Below are 22,830 nucleotides of genomic sequence, written 5' to 3'. Positions count from 1 at the left end.
TCTGCCCGCCCGCCGCGCGCGTTGCAAATCGAGACGACCGCACATAGGTTGCGCCGCGGGCAGGGACGGAGCCTCCTTCAATGAGTGTTTCCAACGGATTTGCACGGCTGGCGATGATCGCCTCCGACAGCGAGCGTGCACAGGCCGCTGCGCAGGAACTGCGCCAGACGACCGAATTCTGCCCGATCGAGGAGGCGGAAGCCGTGGCGGTGATCGGGGGCGACGGTTTCATGCTTCAGACCCTGCATCAGATGCTGGACCAGGGGGATATCAAGCCGGTCTACGGCATCAACCTCGGCACCATCGGTTTTCTCATGAACCGGCATCGCAGGGGCGGCGCGCTGCTCGACAAAGTCAACCGTGCGCGCGCCTTCACCATTGCCCCGCTGCGGATGGAGGCGGTCACGCAGGACGGGGCGAAGACCACGTTCTGCGCCATCAACGAGGTTTCGCTGCTGCGCGAAACGCGCCAGACCGCGAAGATAGAGGTTTCGGTCAACGGCCGCGTGCGCATTGCCGAACTGGTCTGCGACGGCGTGCTGGTGGCAACGCCCGCCGGGTCCACGGCTTACAACCTTTCCGCCCACGGGCCGATCCTGCCGCTGGATTCGCAGCTTCTGGCGCTGACACCGATCAGCCCGTTCCGTCCGCGCCGCTGGAACGGTGCGCTATTGCCCGATCGCAGCCGGATCGAGCTGCGCGTGCGCGAACCGGCCAAGCGCCCGGTGTCCGCGGTCGCCGACCAGAAGGAAGTGCGCGACGTGGCCCAGGTCACGCTGGAGATCGCTCGCGAATGCGAGCTGACTTTGCTGTTCGATCCCGGCCACGCGCTGGACGAACGGATCGTCGCCGAACAGTTCATCGCCTGAAATCCGGCAGCCGATCGAAGTGGCAGAACGCCCCTTGCCAAAGCCGAAACGCGCCCATATAGGCGCACCCCTGTCCGCACTACCGAGACTGTTCCCCGATAGCTCAGCGGTAGAGTAGGTGACTGTTAATCACTTGGTCGTTGGTTCGAATCCAACTCGGGGAGCCACTCGGTAGCGGACAGTTGTCGCATAGGGTCGCAAAACCCTTGCAAATTCGGGGCTTTTTCCTCCATACCGTGTGCATGTTGTCGCATCGCGGCGCATCCAAATGCCCCCAATTTGGGGGCACAAACGGGGGGACGATTTGCTGACAGACGCAGCCTGCAGGAAGGCCAAGCCGGGCGACCGCGATCGCAAGATGGCGGATTCAGGTGGCCTTTTCCTGCTGGTGAAAGCAAGCGGGCTCAAGTCCTGGCGAATGAAGTACCGCCTGCACGGCCGCGAAAAGCAGCTGACCATCGGACGCTATCCGGATGTGTCGCTATCGACCGCGCGGGAGAAACGCGACGCTGCGAAACGCATGCTGCAGGAAGGCCGGGATCCTTCGGCCGAGAAGAAACTGGCCAGAGCGCGTGCGGCGGCCGACGCTCTGAACAGCTTCGAGGCCTGCGCACGCGCCTGGCACGAACAGCGCCAGTCTGCGCTCAATGCGCGCTATGCCGGCCAGATCCTCGACCGGCTCGAGGCGGATGTCTTTCCCAGGCTGGGCAAATTGCCGATACGCGAGATCACCCCTCCCCTTGTTCTCGAGTGCATTCGCGCGATCGAGGCACGCGGCTCGCGCGAGATGGCGCACCGGGTGCGGATGCACATTTCCGACGTGTTCGTTTGGGGAATTGCTTCGGGGCTGTGCGAGCAGGATCCCGCCGCGATCATACGCAAGGCGCTGATGCCGCACGAAGCGCGTTTGCGACCAGCCCTTGTGAAACTCTCCGAGCTGCGCAAGGTGCTGCCGAGTGCCGAGGCCCAGCCGGACATCTACTGGGCGACCGCGCTAGCTTCGCGCCTGCTCGCGCTAACGGTTGTGCGGCCGGGCGTGTTGCGACTGGCAGAACGGGCAGAATTCGAGGATCTCGATGGCGAAACGCCGATTTGGCGTATCCCGGCGGCCAAGATGAAACTCTCGCGCGAGCGGAAGAAGGACGCAGCCTTCGAGTTCGTTGTTCCACTCTCTCGCCAGGCCGTGGCCACCGTGAAGGCTGCGATGGCGGCAAGCCCGAACGAGGCACTGCTTTTCCCCGGGATCGGCGATCGCCGAAAACCGATCAGCGATTCGACGCTCAGCAAATTCTACCGTTCGGCGGGGTTTCAGGATCGCCACTGCCCGCACGGGTGGCGGTCGAGCTTCTCGACGATCATGAACGAACGCGCAGCAATCGAGGACCGCGAGCGCGATCGCGCGATTATCGACCTTATGCTTGCCCACGTTTCGGAGGGCGTCGAGGCGGCTTACAATCGGGCCGTCTACATGCCCCGCCGGCGAGAACTTGCGCAGGCGTGGGCGGATCTCATCACAAAGGATCTTCCCCCACCCGAGCAGCTGCTGCCGGCACCACTTCGCGCGCAGGAGGCCGGACATGACGGCGCGCGCAGAAGCAAAGCCGATAGGCGCAATCGCGACGAGGATGCTCGGTCTGCAGGTCAGTCGCGAACAGAGGAAGCAGTGGTCGCGCGGTGATAGTCCACGATCGGGCGAACCGGTCTGGCGCAACAGCTACTACGTTGGACAAATCGAAGATCGCATCTGGCGCCCCATCAACGGCGGCCGCGTTCGCGACGGCAAACGTTGGACGCGTGCGCTCCTGAAGGCGGCACGCAGCTTCGAGCGAAGCACCAGGGAGAAGCGGCGCGAAACAGAGCCTGGCGCCCGCAACGGCGCCCTCGGCCCGATCGGTATCGAAGTGCTCGACTATCTCTACGAGGTGGTCGACTACGCTACCGGCCGCCTCGAGCCGGCGGTCCGCACGATCGCCGAAGCCATCGGATATTCCTACTCCGCGGTCCATGACGCACTCGTTCGATTGCGCGCGCACGGATTCATCAACTGGATGCGCCGCAGCAAGCCGGTCGAAGAGCCAAAGCCTGGTGGCCAGCAGGTGGAACAGGCCAGCAATGCATATGCGCTCCTGGTGCCCGAAGGGATGCGAAAGTGGCTATCACGCCTCGTTGGCAGGGCAACGACACCGGAATGCGAGGAAGCACGCAGGGAACGCGAGCGGGCCGAATTCCAGCGCATGCTGGACCAGCTCACGGCAACCGAATTCATCGACCACCACTTCGACCGTTCGACCCTGCTGGGCGAAACGCTCCGCAGGCTGGCAACGGCCGTCGACCGCCGCGAAGCGCACAGGGGCGAATCCGGCAGGGCCGATGAAACCGGGGGATTATAAATAATCCTTGAAAGGAGTGGGCCGACTTCGCCGGCCCACCCGCTGTTTTGATCACCTGATTGGCCCCCCAAAGCCCGACCAGGACCGCAAGCATCCACCTTCCGCACCGGAGGACGGCCCCGCTTGCGCGGGGCCGGGGCTCGGCACGGGGCCGAGCGCAAAAGCCGTGCCAGACGGCTGCCGTCACGCGGCAGCGGACGTTCATCCCGGTTCCAGCGCGAAATTGCCGATGATCAACTCGCCCGCAGGCTTTCCCTTCCCGGTCATTTTCGTCTGGATATGGTACGTAGTCCGCACCTCAACCATCTCGAAGGCGGAAAAACATTCGCGGATCTCCGGCGTATCGTTGATCGATAGCAGGACTTTGCCGCGCGCCGCCCCGATCGCCGCCGCCAGGCGTTTGAAGTCGGCCCGGGAAAAGACGCCGGCCCCGTAATCGCCCTCGCTGCCGAAATACGGCGGGTCGCAATAGAACAGCATGCCCGGGCGGTCGTACTTCGACAGGAAGGCATCGAACGGCAGCTCCTCTATCGTCACCCCGCAAAGGCGCTCGTGGATATCGGCGAGCAGCGGCTCGAGCTTGGCGACATTGAACCGGGCGCCCTGACGGGAGTCGACCCCGAAGTTCCGCCCGGCGACTTTCCCACCGAACGCGAGCCGCTGCAGGTAGAGGAACCGCGCCGCGCGCTGCAGATCCGTCAGCCGGTCGGGATCCATACCCTTCAGCCGCTCGAACTCGTTCCGGCTCGCGATCCGCCAGCGCAGCATGTCGATGAAATAGGGATAGTGCTCCTGCAGCACGCGGAAGAAGGTGACGACGTCGCCGCTGATATCGTTGATGGCCTCGACCTTCGGCCGGCTCGACCGGCGCAGGAAGATACCACCCATTCCGACGAACGGCTCGGCATAGCCGTCATGCGGCGTCTGGTCGATCAGCGCGCAGATCCTGCGCGAAAGATTGCGTTTTCCACCGATATATCCGGCGGCCGGTGAGACGGACTTAACTGCCTGCGTTGACTCCATTTTTCGAAAAGGCTCCATTGACCCCGCCCGTATGCGCGGGTGCGGGGCGGCCAGTTGGCCAGCTGTGTCGCGGCGGGGGCCAATCCCGTCGGTTCGCCTGGCTGCAACCAGGCAACCCCCGTTCCCGCCGGAGCAGGTGGGGTATTCTGTGTGTATTTAATGGCGATAAATGCTTGACGCCACGTCTCGATGTGTGTATTAAGAACACATCAAGAGCGGAGACGACGAATGAAGCGCCGGGATGTCATCAAGAAGTTGAAAGCCGCCGGTTTCGAGATGGTCGAAGGCGGCAATCATACGAAGGTGATGAAGAACGGCCGCTACGTGTCGGCAATCGGGCGCCATACCGAAATTGCCGAACCGATCGTCAAGGCGATTGAGAAACAGACCGGGGTCAGCCTTCGCTGAAGCCGGTCGCCACCCACCACAGGAAGCCTACTATGCCCCAGCAATTCTATCCCGCGATCCTCTATCCCTCCGATCAGGATGGCCTGTTCGGGGTCGTCGTACCCGGAATCAATGTCAACGTGAGCGCTTCCAGCGAAGAAGCCGCACTGCAAATGGCCGCCGCTGTGCTGCAGGACGTTATCGACGATCTTGCGAGCGACGATGCCGGAATTCCGCAGCCGCTCAAGCGCGCCGATATCGAGCCAAATGGAGGCACTATTGTGCTGCTGCCGGCAACGATGCCCGGCCAGTCGAAGCGCATCAACATCACCATGGACGAGGATCTTATCCGGCGGATCGATACCGTCGCATCGAACCGCTCGGCATTCCTGGCCAGCGCGGCGCGCGCGCAGCTCGCTGCGCGCGGCTAGGACGCGAGCAAGGCACCCCAGCGTTCGAAGAGTTGGCGCCGGCGGTCGAGCATCTGCGCTCGGTTATAGGCGGCTTCGACCTTGCCCATCGCGGCGTGAGCCAGAGCTCGATCGATCGCGCCGCTCCATTCTTCGCCGAGCTGCTCGTTGAGTATCGTCGAGAAGCTCGATCGCCAGCCGTGCGGGACATGCCGGCCCGCATAGCCGGCGCGAATATAGAGCTCGCGCAGCGCGCCTTCACCAATGGGCGTGCCTGGGGTCCGGCCCGGGAAAACGTGGGGCGAACCCCCAATAAACTTGGGGTCAACCACAAGAGAACGGGTATCATACCCGTTCTCGGCGGCTGCTTCGCGCAGAACGTCGATCGCAGCGGGCGCCAGTGGAACGATATGGTCGAACCGCTGCTCACCCTTCTTCGCTTTCGCGAGCTTCATCCGCACAGCCGGAACCGTCCAAATGCGCGCTTCCCAGTCGATCTCGCTCCACCGCAATCCGCGAACCGCCTCGAGGCGTACTGCCGTCAACGCGAGGAATCGCGACGCGAGCCGCGTGATCGGCCGCGCCGGCACCGCCTCACACGCGGCCAGAAGCGCTCTGCATTCGGCGATATCGGTAAGAGCAGGGTGCGGCGTCGACACCGCCACGCCGGCGAGCGCGGCGCCAAGCTCGCTCGCAGGGTTGTCGCCGACCAGCTCGCGCGTCTTCGCGAACGCGAAGATCTGCCGTAGCCGCTGCCGTAATCGCTTGGCGGTCTCGATCCTGCCGCTCGCTTCGATCGCCTCGAGCAGCTGCACCAGCTCAGCCGCGCCGATCGCATCGATCGCGCGCGCGCCGATCGCAGGGAACACGTCGCGCTCGAGGCTCGCGAGAACGTCGCCAGCGTGAACGGCCGACCAGCGGGCCCGGTGGATCGCATGCCAGGCGCGCGCGACCTGGTCGAACGTGTCGAGACGCGCGCCGGCCGCGGCGGGATCGACACCATCGCGCAGCTTCGCCTTAGCCTCCTCGCGCGCCATGCGCGCCTTGGCGAGGTTCATCGCGGGGAATCGGCCGAGCACGAGCAGCTTCTCGCGGCCACGCCAGCGATACTTCAGCCGCCAGCCCTTCGTACCCGTGGGTGCAACGTGCAAGAACAGTCCGCCACCGTCAAACAGCTTGTAGGCGCGCGACTGCGCGCCGGCGGCTTTCGCCGCGGCGTTGGTCAGCATCGAATTCTCCGCTAATGGAGGACGGTGGGAAGAAAGTTGCGAGCGCCGAACCGTTGGTCCGTGCGGCTAGTGCGGGAGCGCTACTGGCCTTGGCTGGCGCTGGAGATCACGTTGCCGGTGCCGCGAGTGCCCGGGTGGCTTCGCCGCCATCGCGGCGGATAACCCCTCCGCCGCGATCGGTTGACAAAACGGAGGAATCCCGGGCGGAACCGGCCTATCTGGTTGTCACGATACCCCCGCCGATACCCCCATTTTGGAGCATGTTTTCTGGTGCGCTAATCCTGGTCTTCGTTCACGGCTGACGGACTGGCCTGGGTGGGTAGATTGGTGCTAGGGTCACCCTGGAGGGGGGGAGAACTTTCGATGAAAATGATGTTGGTTGCCATCTTGGCGCTGGCGTCTGCCCCGGTCGGAGCCGACGCACCTTCAGAATCGTTCCTGCTAGTAGTCAAATTGGCGCACGACCCGGCAAATCTTGGGCGCGCGCTGCGCGTCACAGTCGTTGAGACTCGGGCGGAGTGTGAACGCCTCGGCGCAGCAATTGTGGCTACGGCCAATGAGCCGCGGTCGAGCAAGTACTACTGCCACAAAGGGAAATGGCGTCTCGGGCCACGCACCAGCGGCTATGCTTCCGGTGGTTATCTGTTGAAGAACATCGAACAGCGCCGTTAGCGGTCGCCCGCGAACAGCGGAAGCATCGGGCGTGCCAGGTCCTCTGCCCTCGGCTCCCGCATCAACTCGTAGCTGCGCAGCGCTGCAAACACGCGCTGCACGATCGTCTCGACCGCCCGGCTACGGTCGAACTTCCCGGCGAAGACATCCCGAAGCACATAGTTCGGCGCGGTGGTCACCGCGACGTGCAGGGCGGTCTCGATCTCTTCATCACTGGCGCGAATCATTTCCATGCCCCAATGAGAACAGACGCGGAACAAATGCGCAAGCCGGCAATGCGAAATGGCAGACTACTCCAGCCCGAAACCGATCGACCCGATAGCGTTCCAGCCGCACGCCTACCTGCGCATCCACTGCCGTTGCGGGCGGCGGGCGACTTACCCGGTGCGCGAATTCACGCGCTTCCATCGCCTGCCAGGCACGATGAAGTTCTACGAGCTGATCGCCAGGCTGCGATGCGAAATATGCGGGGAGCGCCCGTCGAGCGCGGACGTGTCGCGACACCCGTAGCGGTCGCCGCGCGATCGCGGTAAGCTGCTGCCGTGTGTAACCTTTACCGCATCAAGAGCGCCGACGCTGAAATCGCCCGCCTGTTCGGCGTCGAAGGCACGGCCGGGAACACAGCCGAAGAGGTCTATCCGAAATACCCCGGTCTCGTGATCGCCCAGGGACGGCTCCGCACCATGACGTGGGGCTTCCCGCGCGAGCAGATCAGCAAGAAGACCGGTAAGCCGCTGAAGCCCACCGCCGTCAACAACGCCCGTTCGGATCAGCTCGTTAATCCGTTTGGCATGTGGCGCGACAGCTTCGAGCGGCGCAGGTGCCTGATCCCACTCACCGCGTGGGCCGAGGCGGAAGGCCCCAAGGGTGCCATGACCCGCACCTGGATGAGCTTGCCCGATCAGCCGGTGTTCGCCGTTGCCGGGATCTGGCGCGGCAGCGAGGAGTGGGGCGACTGCTATTCGATGGTCATGACCGACGCGGCCGGCGCGGCGGCGGAAGTCCACAACCGGATGCCCGTCATCCTGCGGCCGGAGGAATATGCCCGGTGGCAGGATGCAGCGCCGGAAGAGGCGCGCGCATTGTGCCGGGGATACGAGGGCGAAGTGTCGATCGATCGCACCCGCGACCCGTGGCGACGCACCTAGATCGCACCAACCACTAGCGACCACTCGCTTCCTCGAGCTCGAGGGCCAATTCGCGCCCCGCCTCGGCCTTTATCGTATTGTGTGTGCAGATTCTCACGTCGCTTGCATTGACCAGGACAAGGCCGCCGCCGGCGCGATCGGTGCCAGGGCCACTGGAATCATCCAGCTCGGCCGCTTGACCGGCTCCTTCAGAATCTCTGGAGTCTTGATCTTCGGCGCCGGCTCCGGTTCGGCCGCCCTCACCTCGATCTGCTTCGTGCCCGCGCATGCCGCCAGCAGCAATGAAACGCTCAGCAGCATCGAGTGCGCCGCCCAATTTCGAATCCGCATTGTCGTCGATCCTTTCCGCCAGGTCGCTGTAGATCTTCTCGCGCTCGAGCCGGGCGGCACGCGCGCGGTCCGCCGCGTGCTCCTGCGCCGCTTCGATGTCTTCGATATCGTCTTCCAGCTCCGCAATCCGCACCAGGCGCTGTTCGGCCCTGGCGATCCAACCGTCGAAGGAGATCGGCCAGATCCTCAGCCCCTCGAGACGAATCGTCTGCACCGCCAGCGCGATCAGCAGCGCGGCGAAGGCCAGCGCGATCGCCGCGGCCCAGATGCCTTTCAACGCGATTGTCGCAGACGTCCACGTTGGCATCACTGCACTCCACCTTCGCGACACCGGTCGATCGGAACATTTCCGAGCCGGTGATCGATCCAACCGGGCATGAAGGTCTCGAGGCGCGAATTGACATGCGTCAGGCGCAGGTACTCGGCCCCCTGCTGCGCCTCCATCAGCTTGAGCACCAGCTCGCAGGCTTTGGTCGCCCCGCGTTTGCGAGCGAGGGAATCATAGGCGTCCATGGTTGCGGGCCCGACCCGGCAATCGACGGCGAGATCGCGATAGTCGCGTCCGCCCCGGTTGAGCGAATTGAGCGCGGTCTGCATCCAGCAGCTCGGTCGATGCGGGCCGAAGTTCACGCCTTGATCGACCACTTCCTCGCCCAGCGCCACGTTGCGCTGGACGATCGCATCGAAGCCCGGCCTAGTCACATACTTCGTGCCGTAGATCTCGATAGCCGTCTCGATCGGGAGCGATCGCATATCGCCCGTGTAGCCGTGTTCGCGCGCGACCTCCTCGGTAATCCCGTGACGCGTCTTGCCGCCGGGATCGTCCCGGTGGTCGACGAAATCTCCCTCGATGCTGACAACGGCCAGCACGATCGCGCCGATCGCCGCGGCAATTCCGAGCGTGGCCCTCTTCTTCAGCTCAGCCACGACGCCACCCCTGCACAAACTTCACGAGCTTGGGCATCAGCAGCAAGGTCTGGACCACCGTGTAGATCAGGGTGGCGATAAAAACCCAGTCCTGCAGGCTGACGCCGGCAACGGCCAGGCCGCTGACGGTGATAGGCGGGCTGGCCTTCCCGGCCGCGGCGAAGATCTCGCTCCCCGCGTTCTCGGTGAGCTGGCGTTGACTTTCGTTCATGGCGCGTCTCCTCGCCCGGCGGTGTACCGGTGTGCATTGCGTCTGAGTTGTAGGAGGGGCTAGGCGGTTGGCTCCGGCACTGGCGGCGCCTCAGGCTGCGGCGCGGGGTGCTGCAGCTGCGAATGTCGGTTCGCCAGCTTCACGGCATCGAAGCGCAGTATCTGCACAATCCGGGTCAGACGCTTTGCGTTGTCCTCGGCGAGATCCTCGATCGCGCCTTCAAGCGTACTCGCCAGCGACTCGATTGCGGCTGCATCACCCAGCGCCCCAACAACCGGGGCGAGCGATGCCAGTTCGGCTTCCCGGGCATCGTCGGCCGTCTGCCACTCTGTCATCGCCTGGCGGTATTGCAACTCTGTGAGCTGCGTTTCTTCTTCGGGCGTCAATGGCTGCACTTCTTCGGACACATCCGGTTCCTTTCGTCAGTAGTTGGTGACGTCGACAATCAACCAATCCGTCTCGGCGCTGCGATAGGCTTCGCTGAACGGAGGCGATTGGTTGTTGGGCAGGATTTGTATGTACTCCGGCACCCATCGCAGCCGGCAGACATTGCCTGCCTGCATCATCCCCGTCGTGAACTTGGCGTGCAGCACGTCGAAGTTCGTTCCAACGCCAAGAGCCTGATGAACGTAGTCAAATCCGAGACGGCAGGGTGCGACTGCGTAAGTTCTGCCAGACGGATAGGTCGTGTCGAGCGATCCCGAACCTGACGTCCCTCCCGGATCAACTCCAAGCAGAAAATCGACGATCGACAGCGACTTTCGGCCGGAATCGAAGGCGATCTGACCCGTGGCATTCCATATCACCAGACCGTATCCAGCTGGCTCGGCAGCGGTCGCTACGAGATCGAATACCCAGTAGTTGATCGGCGCGGGATTCGCTGTGTCCGGATCGGTCTTGATAAAGAGATAGTTTCCTGACGAAGACTCGTAGTAAAACACCGGAGCGTCCGCACAGGCGAAGGCGATCAGTGGCGACGTAAGCCCGGGCATGTTCATTTCGTACATCACCGATGCGCCGCCGCTTCCGGAGACAAAAGTCATATCCTCATGGGCAATAGAGCCGCTTGCCACCAATTGATGGTTTCGATACTCGCTGTCGATCTGGGTAGCGCCGTGTTCGCCGATGATCCGGAGCCCGTAATCCGCCATCTCAGAAGAGCCCGTAAACGAACGTGCGCGAAGTGCGATATGTCAGGGGGATATCCCACTGCCACGACAGGTTGGTGCCACTGTGCAACATCACGGGTGGCGTTGCTGAGCCGATGAACCGCCACCAGACCGCTGCGCCGCTCTCGGCGAGCTTGGCATCGCTAATGCTGCCGTCTGCTGTTCCGGTCGATCCTGATCCAAGATAGCGCGTGATGCGCGTATTCTCGTCAAAAATCAGGTTGCCGGCCGTATCCCAAATGCGAAGACCCACCGCCATTGCTACGAACCCAGCTTGCCCAGCTGCACCCGCTTGACACTATTTGCATCGAAGACCTTCCACGACCCGTTGGTGAATTCCGTACCTTCGCCGCTCCCAGGGTTTTCGACCGCGAACTTGTTGGCGACCACCGTAAACGCACTCGACTGCCCGGTACCGTCCAACCTGATCTGGCCGACGACGCGCCCGTTCGCATCGATCGCGACGCCCCACATGCCCGCCATGCTCTGGAGGTCGCCCTCGACTTCGTTGATCGCCTGAGTGTGCTGACTGACGGTCACGCCCTGCGCCTGGACCGTCGATTCCATGCTGGCGAACGCGGTATCGAGATCGGTCAGGGCCTGGCTGTGGCTGGAAACGCTCGCTTCAAGCGCCGGCAGTACCGTCTGCGTCTCAATCTCGGCTTGAGAGGCGGGATAAACGCCAGCCTTCAACCATGTCAGGTTATTGGCTTGATCGATGGGATCGCCAAAATATTGCCAATGCCCCATCCCATAGACAATGCCTCTCGAAGCGTTCGTCCATGTCGGGTCAATCTGCACGAGTTTGGTCAGGCGATATGTTTTCCCTACGACACCATCGCCAAATTCGGCAGAGAATGGCATTCGAAGGGTGGTGCCGACCGCCGTGCCGGCATCGTTCGTAATCGGGAAATAGATCCCAGCACCCCGGAGAGTGCCGGAGTTGAGAATGACTTCGCCTTTCAAGACAAACCAGTCGCCCGGCTTAACCGATCCAGACGGGAATGTGTCTGTGCGAACACCAGCGCTTGCCCCGGCCCCCGCAGGCATTCTCAATGCGTAGCCGCCTTGCGGGTCGGCAACCCGATACATGCTGCCACCACCGGTCCAATTCACCCAGCCGGCCGGCAGCTGTCCAACTGCCGAACTTGGATAATCGTCAAACCCAGCGTTTTTGTTGAGGAAACCCTGCCCGATGCTGGCAGCAACGGACATATTGTGCCGGGCGGCCGCGGCAGCGTCGGTGGCGACCGCGGCTTGAGTTGTCGAGACACCGGCGGCGCTTTCAGCAAGAACCTGACCGGTGGCGTCTTCGATGTAGAGCTTGTCGACGAAGACGTTGCCAGGATTGGTCGACCCATAGTTCATCAGGCACATCGGGGCGATGTATCTTGTGCCGACCGGGAAGACTGTCCACGTCCCGGTTCCTTCCCCCGTTACCGGATCGCTCTCATATTCGGTCCACGTCGCGGGGAGGGATGTGGAACCCTTCGTCGCTGCGTATCCGTAAGAGCCGGGGCTGCTCGGCAGGTAGTTCCCCTGCTCGTCGTAGGCCGCAAATCCAGCATAGAATGTCGAGGTCCCTGTGCCAGTTCTAGCGACGGCCCGGCAGATATACTTCCGAGAGGTGTCGCAGGGTATCGCCTCGCCAAACACGTAGCGCTGCTCACCCGGGTTACTGCGCATGACACCCGCCCGGCCGAGTACGGTATCAAGGTGCGTGGCAGAGGCTCCGAATACGAGAATTGTTCGTTCGTTGTTCGCATACCAACCCACCGGCTCAGTGATATCACCATTGAAGGTCGTACCTGGGCCTCTTCGCGAGTATTGAGCAGAGAGGGTCGCCGAAGTCGCCGCTGCCGCAGCATCGGCATCCGCGCTGGATGCGAACCCCTGTGCGGCTGTGGCATGGCTCTGCGCGCTCGAGTTGAATGCCTCTGCCTCAGTCTGGGCATTGATAGCCGCTTGAGCCGCCTGTCCTGCCTCATCGGCCTTGCTGGTCGCCGTGCTTGCAGAAGTCGCTGCTGCCGATGCCGACCCTTCTGCTGCCGTGCTCTCGGTTATGTCTTCGACCCAAAGGCCATGGACCCGCGTAACGGCGTTCGGGTTGCCAGCGGAAGACCCCGGCATCCGGTTGACGAGGATACCGGGGCGTGCCCACGCGACACCGGAGATTGTCACAGTCACCGGTTTGTAGGAGATGATCTGGCGCGTGCCGACCGCGAGTGTCTGAGTGGTGACGTCGTGCCATGAAAAGTTGCCGGTGTTTGCGTAGTTCGGCCCCAGTGATCGCCCATAAAATGCGACGGACACACCACCCTCGCCACCGTCGGCAATAATCTCGACATCTGCGTAAAGGCGGTAAACGCGGCCTGTCTCCCATTTCAGCAGTCCGTTGTGGCCGACTGCATAGGTGCCGCCAGTTCCCGCATGGACAGTGAGCGAGGCCCGTCCCGCATCGATCCACGACGGGTTGGTTTCTTCAACGGAAGCAACCGCGTAGGGGTTACCGCTCGGCGCGAGATGCGCATTCAGCAGCGCCGGGTCGAGCACCTTCGGAAAGCTCTCGGCCAGCGAGGCACTGGCACGCTTTCTTGTCTCCGAAACCACTGCCTCGGATGTGGAGGCCGATGCTGCCGATCCTGCCGCATCGTCTCGCGCAGTGAACGTCTCGTTTCGGAAACCCTGCGTCTCGCTCCGGGCGGTCTCCGCCGCCTGTCGTTCGGTAACCGCCAACGACGCCGACTGCTCTGCGCCGCTCGCCTCTGCCGTCGCTACGAGGGCGCTACCTTGAGACGCCTGCGCGAAGCCCTCGGACGCCAGTTCGGAGGTAACGTCGTCGAGCGTGACCCACGCGATCTGCTGGTTGCCCGACGAATCTGAGCGTCCGAGTGAGGGCACGATAGCCCATGACGCCAAGTCGGCTCGGGGGCCGCTGATGCTGCCGATCTGATTGAAGTTTCCACCCTGATCTCGGATTGCCGCCGGCGAGAAGGTATGCTCCCTGGTTACCCAGCCGTCGGCGACCGTGAGCGCTCCCCACGAGCGAAGAACCTGATAGCCCAAGGCTTGGCCGGCGGCATCGAAGCCTACCATGAACAGGTAGTGGCCGGTGTGGCCGGTCCCTGACTCCAATCGGGTGCGCACCCTGCACCGCAAATTCTGCCCGTCGATCACCGGTCTTAGCGAGCGCTCCGAGAAATATCGGTATGCCGAGCTTTGTATGACCTGCCCGATGCCGTCGACGGGCGTCAGCGTGACATCGGCATAGTGCTCAGTCACCGACGGGGAGCTGGGGCGTCCACTGGCCGCCGAAGATCCAAATGCGGGCAGCCAGTAGTCCGCGCCATTGTTGAAGTCCGCCCGGAACAGCTGGTTTGCGACCTGCCGGGAGGTGGTCGCCGCTTCGGCAGCAAGCCCCGCCTGGACCGAGGCGGTGGCCGACGCATCCTCAGCGCCTTCCTTCGCTGTGAACGCTTCGTCGCGGAAGCCTTCCGCTCCTGCCCGGGCCGTCTCCGCGAGCTGCCGCTGCGTCGTCGCTATGCCCGCTTGATCGGTCGCCCCCTGTTCTGCCGCCAACGCTGCATCGCGCGCTGCCTGCGCGTTCTGCTCATGAGCAAGCGAATTGAGATCATGCTGCTCAGCCGCTTGCCGCGCCAGTTCGGCAGCCGCCGCGCTGTCCGCCGCGCTGGCGGTGTCGCCGTAGACGTCGAACAGATCCTGGATATCGCCCTGCGCATCCGCAATCGCTGCGTTCGCGACGATCAGCTCCGCCGTGTGCTGGTCCAGCTCGCTGACGACATCCTCGGCCGGGCGATCGCCCACCGGAGTGCCTGGCGGAGCGCCGACTGTTGCATCGTCTTCGGGCCGGTGCCCGTCGTCGTCACGAACCTTTGACCAATTCGCGGACTCCGCCGCCTTCCGCGCCAGCAATATGGGCCCGGTGTTCCGCGGATCGAACCGCACGGGCTCGGCCGCCTGCACCGCTGCCGAATCCTCGGCTTCCCAGGCATAGATATCCTCGTGCTCCTCGCGCAGTTCCAGCGCAATTCGTCCCGATCGGCTCGGCTTTTGCCGTTCTACGCGAAACGGCTTGTTGACCCACCCCAGCGGGGAATAGGTCTGCCACACGATGCGCCCGACCTTCGCCGCCATCCCTTTCAGGTTGTATTCGGCGGTGAACGTGCCCGGGTATTGCGCCCGCTGCAGCGTTTGCTTGGCGAGCCGCTCTGCACGTGCGGCATTCTCGACTACGCCGAAATCGACCGGCCGGGTTCGCTCGATCCCGTCCTCGCTCGGCAGCGAGACCGACGGGTATGGCGCCATCTGGTAGAGCGAGTTGTTCGACGGATCCGTGTACTTGCCGGCAATGATGTTGGGCACGTTGGTCTCGCCGCCCATCGGGTCCCAGACTGCCGCGCCCAGGATGTCGTGATCGTCCAGCTCCACCGCCGGCGAAGCCAGATCGTTGACCTTGATCAGGAAGGAGAGCTTGCCGTCACTGTCGAGCAGCTCGCCCGCGCATCCGGCCAGCAGTGCGCTGACGATCGCCATCGGCGAATCGTTGGTCGAGAATGCACCAGCGGTGCGATATCGCGCCTGCGTCCCGCCGCCGGCCAGCACAATATCCTCGTCGCAAATATTCGCCGCGGTCATCGCGCTGTCGAGGTCGATGTACTTCGCCGGGATCCCGGCGCCGACCGACAGTTTCCCAGCGATTCGCCATCCCAGCAGCACGTTCAGGGACTGAATGATCGGATTATCGGTACTGGCTCCCCAAGTGGACTGGTCGTCGATCCGCATCGGGCCGCTGCCGCCCACCGTGGTGTCGAACCGCGGATCGTACTGCGGCATGCCTTCGCCTACGATCGTGACGCGGCCCGGCAGACCGGAAGCGAGCGGCGATTGCTCTTCGTCGCTGTTGCCGGTGCGCTTGACGCGCAAATGCACATAGGCGCAGCCGGTCAGTCGGTCGTCGGCGCCCCACCGCGCGCCGCCGTTTATCGAGACCGTGTTCGCGGCAGATCCTTCGCGCCGCGTGGTGACCGCGGTGAGATAACCGACATATTCCCCCTGGACGCCGCCGCTTGCCGACCAGGCGAGCGAATCCTCGAACCAGATTTCGTCGATCGACCGCACACGGTGCGCGGCCACCGCTACGATGTAGTCGACGTACTCCTCATCGTCGCCGCTTCCCTCGTAGTATCGGATGTCGGCGGGCATTGCCGTGGTGCCGAGGACAATCTTGCGCGGCGCTTGCGTGTCGAGGCGCGCGCTGAGCCGGCCGAGCTGCGTCTCCGATTGCGGGATGTCCTTCTTCGCGGTGACCGCGGTCAGAACGTTCGCGCCGAGCGCGATGCCAGCCGCAATCAACTGATGCGGGCCGGGAATCGCGGCCGCGATTGAGGCAATCGCGCCGACGACTTTGCCGACTGCGCGGACGACACTACCCATCGCGGCCAACCCCCCACACGCCTTCCCACTCGCGACGTGGAACCCGGGTCATCCCGCCGGCGGCGAAATAGAACAGCGCCTCGCCGCCCAGCACGCATCCAAGGCAGGACTTCTGCGTCAGCGCGATATCCCCTCGCCGCGCCATTGCGGGATGTACGCGCGGGAACAACTCATCGAGCCGGACCGGCATCGGTTTCTCGGCCAGCAGTTCCAGCGCCTCGCGCTTTGTTCGATAGCGCCCGCGCCATTCGGCGATCGGATCGATACCCGTCTGCGCGATGACGACCGCCGCGCCCCACCGCGCGCAATCGCGGTCCCACCGAAACGGGCGGACACGCCATTCCGCAATGGTGGCAGAGAGGCGATGCTCCCAATCGGGCAACCGGCTCATTTGTGGACCTGCCGCGACCAGATACCGCCGCCTCCCCGGCCGCCACCCCCGCCACCGGCTCCACCGCGCACACCGGCCTTCTGGATCCCGTTCGAAGCCGCCAGCGTCTGCTCGGCGCTCTTGTCGCCGGCGTCGAACTCGCTCTGGTGCAGATACGTCAGGCCCGAGCCTTCGCTCAGCGCCGCTTGATAGTTCTCGATCGCGGCGACGATCGTCTGATCGTCCTCACCGACATTGACCGTCAGCCCGACCAGATAGCCGCTGTAATACGAGTGGATTGGCAGCGGCGTGAAGGTGACCGGTTGGCCGCCCGCCCCGAACGTGGCCGGCTCGAGCACCCGGAACCACAGCCGCGCCTCGCGCTTGCGCCATTTGCTCTTCTGCCCGACCACGTCCAGCAGATCGCTGTTGACCAGCGGCAGGCCGGAAAGCCGGGCCGTGACGGTCTCCGACCCGTCCTCGCTGTGCTGCACGTCGCTGATATCGGTCAGCTCGCTTGGCACTGCTTCGAATACATGGCCGTCCAGGTCCGGATCGCCGGTCTCGCCGGCGCCGATCGCGATATCCTGCACCCCGCTGACGGCGCGCACCGGATCGCCCTCGATGTCGATCCAGGCGAACCACTGGACGTAGACGACTTCCTGCCCCAGCGCTTCGATCGTCGCGGCGTCCATCAATAGGCCTCCGTCGCCGCGAAGCTGAATCCGTCTTGCAGCTGCGCGCTGTTTAGGGTGAGCGCCGGCGCACCTTCGGGAAGCCAGGCGGTCAGGAACGGGCGCTTGGTCTCGATTATCGTATCGTCGGCAATCGACCGGCGCAGTGGCGCGTGGAACTGGAGCGTCGCATTGCCGGTCGCGTCGGTGTCGACATCGATGTCGAGCGCCATCAACTGGTCGCCGACCGTCACGAAATCGCCGGCGAGCAGCACTTTCGTCGAAACGGGCCATCCGTCGGAAGCGAGAGAGTATCCGCCGCCCGCACCGTTCGCTCGGGCGATGAAACTGCCGTCATGCTGCGCCGCGGATGTCACGGGCAGGCGGAAACTGTGCACCGCACCGCGCAGCCGGCCGAAGAACACGCGCCATTCGCGCGCGTCGTCGATCGTCATCGGCGCAACCGTTACCGCGGCCTCCCACCACGAATAGCCCATGTCGACGGCCTGCCGTGCATTCGACAGCGCAGAGGTGTTGACGCGCGCCGCCGCGATCGGCTGCAGTTCCACCGATTGGTGCCGGGGCGTACCCGGATAAGGGACGAGCACCATCAGCCAGTCTGGCCTCCCGGCATGATTGGACGCGCAGCGTCGCGGCGCGTCTTCGCAGAGGCGGTCCGCAGCATCGCCGGCGCAGTTGCCTCCACGATCTTGACCGTCTGCCCCGCGCTCTTCCTTAGCCACTCGGCTTCCAGGCCCGGTCCGAGCCTGATCGTCAGGTCCCCTCCCCCGCCGCCCGGCTCACCTTTGCTGACGTTCAACAGTTCGCCGTCGCTTACCCGGGCAATCGGATTGCCGTTGAGCGAAAGGACATTCTGGTCGATGCCGGAAAAGCCCTTGATCCGGCCCCAACCGCCCGTGGAGAACCCCGGCAGGCGATTGGTATGGCCGCTGCCGATGCTGTTGCCGACACCATGCGCCGATCCGCCGCCGGCGATTCCCGCAATGCCGGTGATTGCGCCGAAGATCGAACCCAGCAGTCCCCCACCCCCGCCACTCTGCCCCGCGATCAGGTTCGCCAGACTGTCGGCCAGGCGATCGAGCACGCGCGAAAGCGCATCGAAGCTGGCGTCCTCGAGCCAGTTCTCGAAGAAGCCCTTCAGGTCGCCGTCGAGCGCCGCGCGCAATCCGCTCCGGAACGCATCGCGGAAGTTGCCCTGTATATGCGCCTGTGTGCGGTCGGACGCCTCGCGCATCGCCTGGGCACGCGCGTCCGCCTCGTTCAAGCCGTCTCTGCGCAGTTCGTCGGTGCGATCGCGAATGCGCCCGAGTTCGTATAGCCGGTCGGCCTGGTCGAAGTCACCGCGCAACCGCGCGAGTTCGATGTCGTGCGCCAGTGCCGCGTCGGCATGGCGGCGAGCTGTGGCGTCGGCGCGGGCCTCCTCGAGATCGAGCAGGTCCAGCTGCGCACGCTTCTCCGCTTCCGCAAGGCCGATCCCGAGCTCGCGATAGTCGAGAATGCGCTGCTCAAGGAATTCTTCGTCCTGCAGCGCACGGAGCATCTCATGATCGTTCCGCAACTCAGCGAGATCGAGGTCGATTGAACGCTCGTGCTGGTCGAGTTCGCGAGCCCGCGCTTCGGCGCGCGCCTGGTCCAGCTGGAGCATGTCCTTCGCGGCGGCCGCCCGTGCCTGCGCTTTGTCGATGCCGGCCTGCTCGTAGCGATCGATTTGGTCCTTCAGGTCGAGCTCGCGCTCGAGACGGCGAACAGCCTCGATGTCACCGCGCTGTCGTGCAACGGCGAGTTCGTGCTCAAGCCGGATTTCCTCGCGGCGATCGGCGAGCGCTTCGGCGGTTGGCCCGGTTCGGCCGCGCCGGCGAGATGGAGAGGCCTTGCCGGGTGCTGAATAATCGCCACCAGCGTAGGGATTTGCGCCGTTGCCCGGGTCTGTCGGTTCGTTTCCGCCGCCGGGTGCATTCCCAGTTGTCGGCTCCTCGCTGCCGAAGGCCAGCGCCTTCATCCGCAAAAAGGCGGCCAGCTTCGGGAATATCCAGTCGATCCAGTCGGCGATCGTGCGCATGGTGTCGCCGGCGATCTTTCCGATGTGGAACCAGGCGCCCGCCCAATCGCCATTGATCAGGGCGGTGATCGCATTGACCACGTCGGTTGCCATGTTCACAAACCAGACGAGTGCATCGATCACGACTTCGATCGCGATCACCACCGCGCTCCCGAAGAACTTAATCAGGTAGCCGGCAAGCGCCTGCACCATCTCCAGCAGTTCGCCCAGGCTCCGCCCCAGCTTGGTACCTGCGAGCGAATCCCACGCGCGCAACAGCGCCTGCGCAAGCCGCGCCATTGCAGAAAACAGCCCCTGGACTTCCGGCCCGAGCGACTTCTTCGCGTATTCCCAGACAGTTTCAAGCGCGTCGGCGATCGTGTCCTTGAACAACAGGAACAGCGTGATCACCACGCCGATCGGCCCGGCGAAGCGCAGGAACAACGGCAGTATCCGCGACAGGACGGCTCCGATGCCGCCGAATTCGACGAACAGCTTACCCGCCATGACGACGAGTGTGCCGAATGGATTGATCAGCGCGCTGATGGCCAGGAAGAGCGGCCCCATGTTCACCAGCAGCAACGGCAGCACCAGTTTCGCCAGCGTCGTCAAGACGAGCAGCACCGGGCCGGCCGCTGCCGCGAATGCAGCGAAGATGAGAATGCCCCGCTTCACGCCCTCGGGCAGCTCGTTGAACCACGCCACCACCGTGCGTCCGACCTGGACCAGCGTCTTGAACATCGGAATCAGCATCTCGCCCATCTCGACGCGCAGTTCCTCAAACTCTGCGCCAAGCGATCGCGTCTGGTTTTCGAGACTTTCGGACGTTCTTTCGACGTCGCCGTGCGCGTCAGCGAGGCCTTGTGCGATCAGCGCGGCGCGCGCCATGATCTTGCCGTTTTCGTTGAGCTCTTCGCCCTCGCCTACGAGGCCTAGCTCGGCCGCCTTCGCTTGAACCGCCATATCGGACAGGAAGACATTGAACCGCCGCATCGGTTCGGCTTCACCAATCAACCCGGCCCGGATTCGATCTAGAGCGTCGTCGAACGGAACATTGAAGAACGATCCGGCGTCCTGGGCGAGCTCGACGAATTGCTGAGAAAGCTGGGCGGCCGCCTCGCGCGTAGGCGCCGCCGCATTGAACAGGCCGCCCAGCGCAAACGCCCCGCGCTGCATCTCCTGCGTCGACCGGCCCATGGCGTCGCCGGTGGCGACGGCCCACTCGTTCATGGTCTCGGCCATCGCGCCGAACGTGTAATCGAACGCCGATTGCAGCTCTTCTGCGTCCGACGCCGCCTTCACGGTATACACGGCCAACCCAGCGAGCGGCAGAGTGATTCCCAGCGTCATCCGGCGTCCGGCCGCAACGATGGAATCGGCCACGCCGCCCACGAAGTCCCTCAGCCGGCCGAACGTACCCTCGATATGGGCGGTCCCGCGATCGAAGTCGTCGAGATCCCAGCGAAGCGCGGCATTGAGGGAGGCGATCGTGCCACCGGCCATCTGTCACCTCCCCTTCGGCGCGCGACGATTGATCGCGCGCAGCGCTGCGCCCCACGCCCGGGCATTCTGTTGCGATTCCAATGCCGTCGGCGCCGCCGCCGCGGCGGCTTCCGCTTTTTCGTTGCGCAGCAGATCCTCGAGCTTCGGGTACTTGTCCGGGCTTGGGTCGGACTGGCCGAGCTTTCCGGCGAGCCAGGCGTTGGTGATCGCCACCTGATACGCTTCTCTGGAGCGCCTCCTGGCGCCCCAGAGCGCGAGGATTACCGAGCGCGGCGTTTCGTACCAGAACCCTTGCGGTTCGAAGCCGGCCTGGCACCAGGCGCGGAAGACGTCTTCCCAGTCCCAGCCCTGGTCGCCGGCGCCGGCGCGTTTCCCTCAGTTCCCCCGGCGTCGTCGTCCACGAGGTCAGGCGGCTGCGCTCCGGCGATCGCCGCCAGGAGGCCCTTCTTCACCGCGGCATCGCCGGAAAAGACCATGTCGATCACTTCGCCCTCGGTGATGTCGGGGTGATTCTGGACCAGACCGCCGAACATCAAGGCGACCATGTGCTTGATCTTCGGATTCCGACCGGCGTCCAGCGTGGCCTTCAGTTCGTCGATCACGTCGAGCATCGAGATGCCGAGCACTTCTTCCGCTTCGATCCAGGCCCGGTTGTTGAGCGACAGGCGAAAGGTCTCACCCTCGTAGGTGAATTCCGCCTCACCCTTCAGGCGATTTCCTCGCGTGCCCATTATACGGTCGCTGCCTGGGTGAGCGGACTCGGCTGCCCGGTGACGGTCGCGGTGCGGACCTGCCCCAACGGGGCATTGTCCGGAACATACGTCATCAGGAAGATCGATGCCGTATTGTCCTGCGTCGTACCGTCTTCCTCGACAGTCACGAGCTTGAACGGCCGCTTTTCCTTGCTGGCCAGGTGTTCGAGGATCAGCAGGTCGGTCGGGCTGCCCGGCTCGTATTTGATCGTCGCTGTCAGCTCGCCGACGTCGCCGTGACCGGCCAGATAGGTCTTGGTCCCGCCGCTGTCGTGATCGGTATTCTCGACCTTCGCAACCGACAATGTCGGCCGATTCACGTTCATCAACCCCTTCACCTTGGTCAGCGTGCCGCCGACATCGGTGAAGTGGAGCTCCGTGCCGTCGCTCAGTACGCCGTCGCCTTCCGCCATTTCCTGTCTCCTATGCTGGCGCCGCCGGGATCACGTAATCGCCGGCAATTCGAAAAATGGTGAGGCCGCCCGGAAGGTCTTCCGGCGGCAGATCGCGCTCGAGCACCAGCTTCGCCGGCCCGAACCGCGTGGATCCGTGTGTCGTCTTTGGCTCGATCGCCGTGCGCAGCACCTTCTGCAGCGCGTCGGCCTGGTCGAAACTCGTGCCGAACGACATCAACCGTATGCGCGGCAGCTCCAGCCCATCCGGACCATCGTGATCGTACGATCCCACGCGGGCGATCACCTGCAGAACGCAGGCCGGAAACGCGGTCGCTTCATCGGAATGGCGCTCGAGCCAATCCACAGCCGGGCGCGTGCCCTGGCCGAGCGGGATTGTTCCCGCCGTCGCTATGACAGCAGGATGAGCGCGCAATCGCGCCAGCAGATCTCCGCGCATGTCAGATCGTCGGCGCCAGAATGTCGTTGGCCACGCGTTCTCCGAGCACTTCGAACACCAGTTCCCTGTTGGCCTCGATCGCGGGGATGATCACCGGATAGGCGGGCATGTTCACCGTGCCGAACTCCAGAAACCAGGCGTAGAACACGTTGCTGTGCAGCGGCCCGATGTAGACTGAGCTGGCCCCCTCCCGGGTCGATTCCCCCGCGAGCCGATCGGCGACAACGATGCTGTCCCGGTATTCTCCGCTATCGACAGGCGCGAGCCGCCGCGCATCTTCGGCAACCGGTTCCAGCGCGGCCATCGCATTGTCACCGATGTTGCCATGCACCTGGCCGGTGATCGAACGGATACGGCGCAACGCATCCTCGAACCCATCGACCACCAGCTCGGGTACCATC

The 22,830-nt window shown here is 64.1% G+C and carries 27 protein-coding genes and 1 tRNA gene; 9 read left to right on the top strand and 19 right to left on the bottom strand.

Annotated features, from left to right (window positions below; genetic code table 11):
• The first annotated feature begins 80 nt into the window (after positions 1 to 80).
• The 4 genes from V5F89_RS12590 (at position 81) to V5F89_RS12575 (ending at position 3,259) form a co-directional block, all read left to right on the top strand.
• On the top strand, positions 81 to 869 hold the full coding sequence (locus V5F89_RS12590; RefSeq protein ID WP_338445978.1) for an NAD kinase: 789 nt from the start codon (positions 81 to 83) through the stop codon (positions 867 to 869).
• Between the two features lie 92 nt (positions 870 to 961).
• A tRNA-Asn gene (locus tag V5F89_RS12585) sits at positions 962 to 1,036 on the top strand.
• 137 nt (positions 1,037 to 1,173) lie between these two features.
• Entirely contained in the window at positions 1,174 to 2,547 is a 1,374-nt protein-coding gene (locus V5F89_RS12580) for a tyrosine-type recombinase/integrase (RefSeq protein WP_338445977.1), read from the top strand.
• Positions 2,495 to 3,259: a hypothetical protein gene (locus V5F89_RS12575; RefSeq protein ID WP_338445976.1), complete on the top strand. Its 765-nt coding sequence runs from the start codon at positions 2,495 to 2,497 to the stop codon at positions 3,257 to 3,259. The genes V5F89_RS12580 and V5F89_RS12575 overlap by 53 nt, the downstream gene beginning before the upstream one ends.
• Before the next feature lie 201 nt (positions 3,260 to 3,460).
• Here the strand turns inward: V5F89_RS12575 and V5F89_RS12570 are convergent, their stop codons facing one another.
• On the bottom strand, positions 3,461 to 4,282 hold the full coding sequence (locus tag V5F89_RS12570; RefSeq protein ID WP_338445975.1) for a DNA adenine methylase: 822 nt from the start codon (positions 4,280 to 4,282) through the stop codon (positions 3,461 to 3,463).
• A gap of 228 nt (positions 4,283 to 4,510) precedes the next feature.
• On the opposite strand from V5F89_RS12570, the gene V5F89_RS12565 reads away from it, so the two are divergent.
• Entirely contained in the window at positions 4,511 to 4,690 is a 180-nt protein-coding gene (locus V5F89_RS12565) for a type II toxin-antitoxin system HicA family toxin (protein WP_338445974.1), read from the top strand.
• A 32-nt stretch (positions 4,691 to 4,722) separates the two neighbouring features.
• A complete protein-coding gene (locus V5F89_RS12560; protein ID WP_338445973.1) occupies positions 4,723 to 5,100 on the top strand; it encodes a type II toxin-antitoxin system HicB family antitoxin in 378 nt (125 codons plus the stop codon).
• Here V5F89_RS12560 and V5F89_RS12555 read toward each other — a convergent pair.
• Positions 5,097 to 6,308, bottom strand: coding sequence for a tyrosine-type recombinase/integrase (locus V5F89_RS12555; protein ID WP_338445972.1), 1,212 nt, complete (start codon positions 6,306 to 6,308; stop codon positions 5,097 to 5,099). The two genes, V5F89_RS12560 and V5F89_RS12555, sit on opposite strands and share 4 nt — an antisense overlap.
• Positions 6,309 to 6,671: 363 nt before the next feature.
• Here V5F89_RS12555 and V5F89_RS12550 point away from each other — a divergent pair, with 363 nt between their 5' ends.
• A complete protein-coding gene (locus V5F89_RS12550) occupies positions 6,672 to 6,980 on the top strand; it encodes a hypothetical protein (RefSeq protein ID WP_338445971.1) in 309 nt (102 codons plus the stop codon).
• Here the strand turns inward: V5F89_RS12550 and V5F89_RS12545 are convergent.
• The gene (locus V5F89_RS12545) at positions 6,977 to 7,207 is read right to left on the bottom strand and encodes a hypothetical protein (protein ID WP_338445970.1); all 231 of its coding nucleotides are present in this window, start codon (positions 7,205 to 7,207) and stop codon (positions 6,977 to 6,979) included. The two genes, V5F89_RS12550 and V5F89_RS12545, sit on opposite strands and share 4 nt — an antisense overlap.
• Before the next feature lie 55 nt (positions 7,208 to 7,262).
• On the opposite strand from V5F89_RS12545, the gene V5F89_RS12540 reads away from it, so the two are divergent.
• Both V5F89_RS12540 and V5F89_RS12535 read left to right on the top strand, forming a co-directional pair.
• Positions 7,263 to 7,490, top strand: a complete 228-nt coding sequence (locus V5F89_RS12540; RefSeq protein ID WP_338445969.1) for a hypothetical protein — start codon at positions 7,263 to 7,265, stop codon at positions 7,488 to 7,490.
• A gap of 32 nt (positions 7,491 to 7,522) precedes the next feature.
• Positions 7,523 to 8,128: an SOS response-associated peptidase gene (locus V5F89_RS12535; protein WP_338445968.1), complete on the top strand. Its 606-nt coding sequence runs from the start codon at positions 7,523 to 7,525 to the stop codon at positions 8,126 to 8,128.
• A 13-nt stretch (positions 8,129 to 8,141) separates the two neighbouring features.
• On the opposite strand, the gene V5F89_RS12530 is transcribed toward V5F89_RS12535, so the two are convergent.
• From V5F89_RS12530 to V5F89_RS12455, 16 genes are read right to left on the bottom strand one after another with little or no spacing between them, the layout of a single operon-like run.
• On the bottom strand, positions 8,142 to 8,735 hold the full coding sequence (locus V5F89_RS12530) for a hypothetical protein (RefSeq protein WP_338445967.1): 594 nt from the start codon (positions 8,733 to 8,735) through the stop codon (positions 8,142 to 8,144).
• A gap of 29 nt (positions 8,736 to 8,764) precedes the next feature.
• The gene (locus tag V5F89_RS12525; RefSeq protein WP_338445966.1) at positions 8,765 to 9,385 is read right to left on the bottom strand and encodes a glycoside hydrolase family 108 protein; all 621 of its coding nucleotides are present in this window, start codon (positions 9,383 to 9,385) and stop codon (positions 8,765 to 8,767) included.
• Positions 9,378 to 9,596, bottom strand: coding sequence for a hypothetical protein (locus tag V5F89_RS12520; RefSeq protein WP_338445965.1), 219 nt, complete (start codon positions 9,594 to 9,596; stop codon positions 9,378 to 9,380). Before V5F89_RS12520 ends, V5F89_RS12525 begins: the two co-directional genes overlap by 8 nt.
• 59 nt (positions 9,597 to 9,655) lie before the next feature.
• Positions 9,656 to 10,003: a hypothetical protein gene (locus V5F89_RS12515; protein ID WP_338445964.1), complete on the bottom strand. Its 348-nt coding sequence runs from the start codon at positions 10,001 to 10,003 to the stop codon at positions 9,656 to 9,658.
• 15 nt (positions 10,004 to 10,018) lie between these two features.
• On the bottom strand, positions 10,019 to 10,747 hold the full coding sequence (locus tag V5F89_RS12510; RefSeq protein ID WP_338445963.1) for a hypothetical protein: 729 nt from the start codon (positions 10,745 to 10,747) through the stop codon (positions 10,019 to 10,021).
• 1 nt (position 10,748) lies between these two features.
• Positions 10,749 to 11,024, bottom strand: coding sequence for a hypothetical protein (locus V5F89_RS12505; RefSeq protein ID WP_338445962.1), 276 nt, complete (start codon positions 11,022 to 11,024; stop codon positions 10,749 to 10,751).
• Between the two features lie 2 nt (positions 11,025 to 11,026).
• Entirely contained in the window at positions 11,027 to 16,219 is a 5,193-nt protein-coding gene (locus tag V5F89_RS12500) for a hypothetical protein (protein WP_338445961.1), read from the bottom strand.
• Entirely contained in the window at positions 16,212 to 16,610 is a 399-nt protein-coding gene (locus V5F89_RS12495; protein WP_338445960.1) for a DUF6950 family protein, read from the bottom strand. The genes V5F89_RS12500 and V5F89_RS12495 overlap by 8 nt, the downstream gene beginning before the upstream one ends.
• Positions 16,607 to 17,284, bottom strand: coding sequence for a hypothetical protein (locus V5F89_RS12490; RefSeq protein ID WP_338445959.1), 678 nt, complete (start codon positions 17,282 to 17,284; stop codon positions 16,607 to 16,609). Before V5F89_RS12490 ends, V5F89_RS12495 begins: the two co-directional genes overlap by 4 nt.
• Positions 17,284 to 17,874 carry a hypothetical protein gene (locus V5F89_RS12485; RefSeq protein ID WP_338445958.1) on the bottom strand — a complete coding sequence of 197 codons (591 nt, stop codon included), beginning with the start codon at positions 17,872 to 17,874 and terminating at the stop codon, positions 17,284 to 17,286. Before V5F89_RS12485 ends, V5F89_RS12490 begins: the two co-directional genes overlap by 1 nt.
• A complete protein-coding gene (locus tag V5F89_RS12480; RefSeq protein WP_338445957.1) occupies positions 17,874 to 20,825 on the bottom strand; it encodes a hypothetical protein in 2,952 nt (983 codons plus the stop codon). The genes V5F89_RS12485 and V5F89_RS12480 overlap by 1 nt, the downstream gene beginning before the upstream one ends.
• A gap of 3 nt (positions 20,826 to 20,828) precedes the next feature.
• Entirely contained in the window at positions 20,829 to 21,038 is a 210-nt protein-coding gene (locus tag V5F89_RS12475; protein WP_338445956.1) for a hypothetical protein, read from the bottom strand.
• A 47-nt stretch (positions 21,039 to 21,085) separates the two neighbouring features.
• Positions 21,086 to 21,556: a hypothetical protein gene (locus V5F89_RS12470; protein WP_338445955.1), complete on the bottom strand. Its 471-nt coding sequence runs from the start codon at positions 21,554 to 21,556 to the stop codon at positions 21,086 to 21,088.
• The gene (locus tag V5F89_RS12465) at positions 21,556 to 21,990 is read right to left on the bottom strand and encodes a phage tail tube protein (RefSeq protein ID WP_338445954.1); all 435 of its coding nucleotides are present in this window, start codon (positions 21,988 to 21,990) and stop codon (positions 21,556 to 21,558) included. The genes V5F89_RS12470 and V5F89_RS12465 overlap by 1 nt, the downstream gene beginning before the upstream one ends.
• Before the next feature lie 10 nt (positions 21,991 to 22,000).
• On the bottom strand, positions 22,001 to 22,429 hold the full coding sequence (locus V5F89_RS12460) for a hypothetical protein (protein ID WP_338445953.1): 429 nt from the start codon (positions 22,427 to 22,429) through the stop codon (positions 22,001 to 22,003).
• A gap of 1 nt (position 22,430) precedes the next feature.
• Positions 22,431 to 22,829 (bottom strand): HK97-gp10 family putative phage morphogenesis protein, encoded by a 399-nt coding sequence (locus tag V5F89_RS12455; protein WP_338445952.1) that lies wholly within the window; start codon positions 22,827 to 22,829, stop codon positions 22,431 to 22,433.
• Position 22,830: the final 1 nt, after the last annotated feature.

It is taken from the genome of Pelagerythrobacter marensis (assembly GCF_036700095.1).
Lineage (GTDB): Bacteria > Pseudomonadota > Alphaproteobacteria > Sphingomonadales > Sphingomonadaceae > Pelagerythrobacter > Pelagerythrobacter marensis_A.
This window is presented reverse-complemented; position numbering and strand designations above follow the sequence as displayed.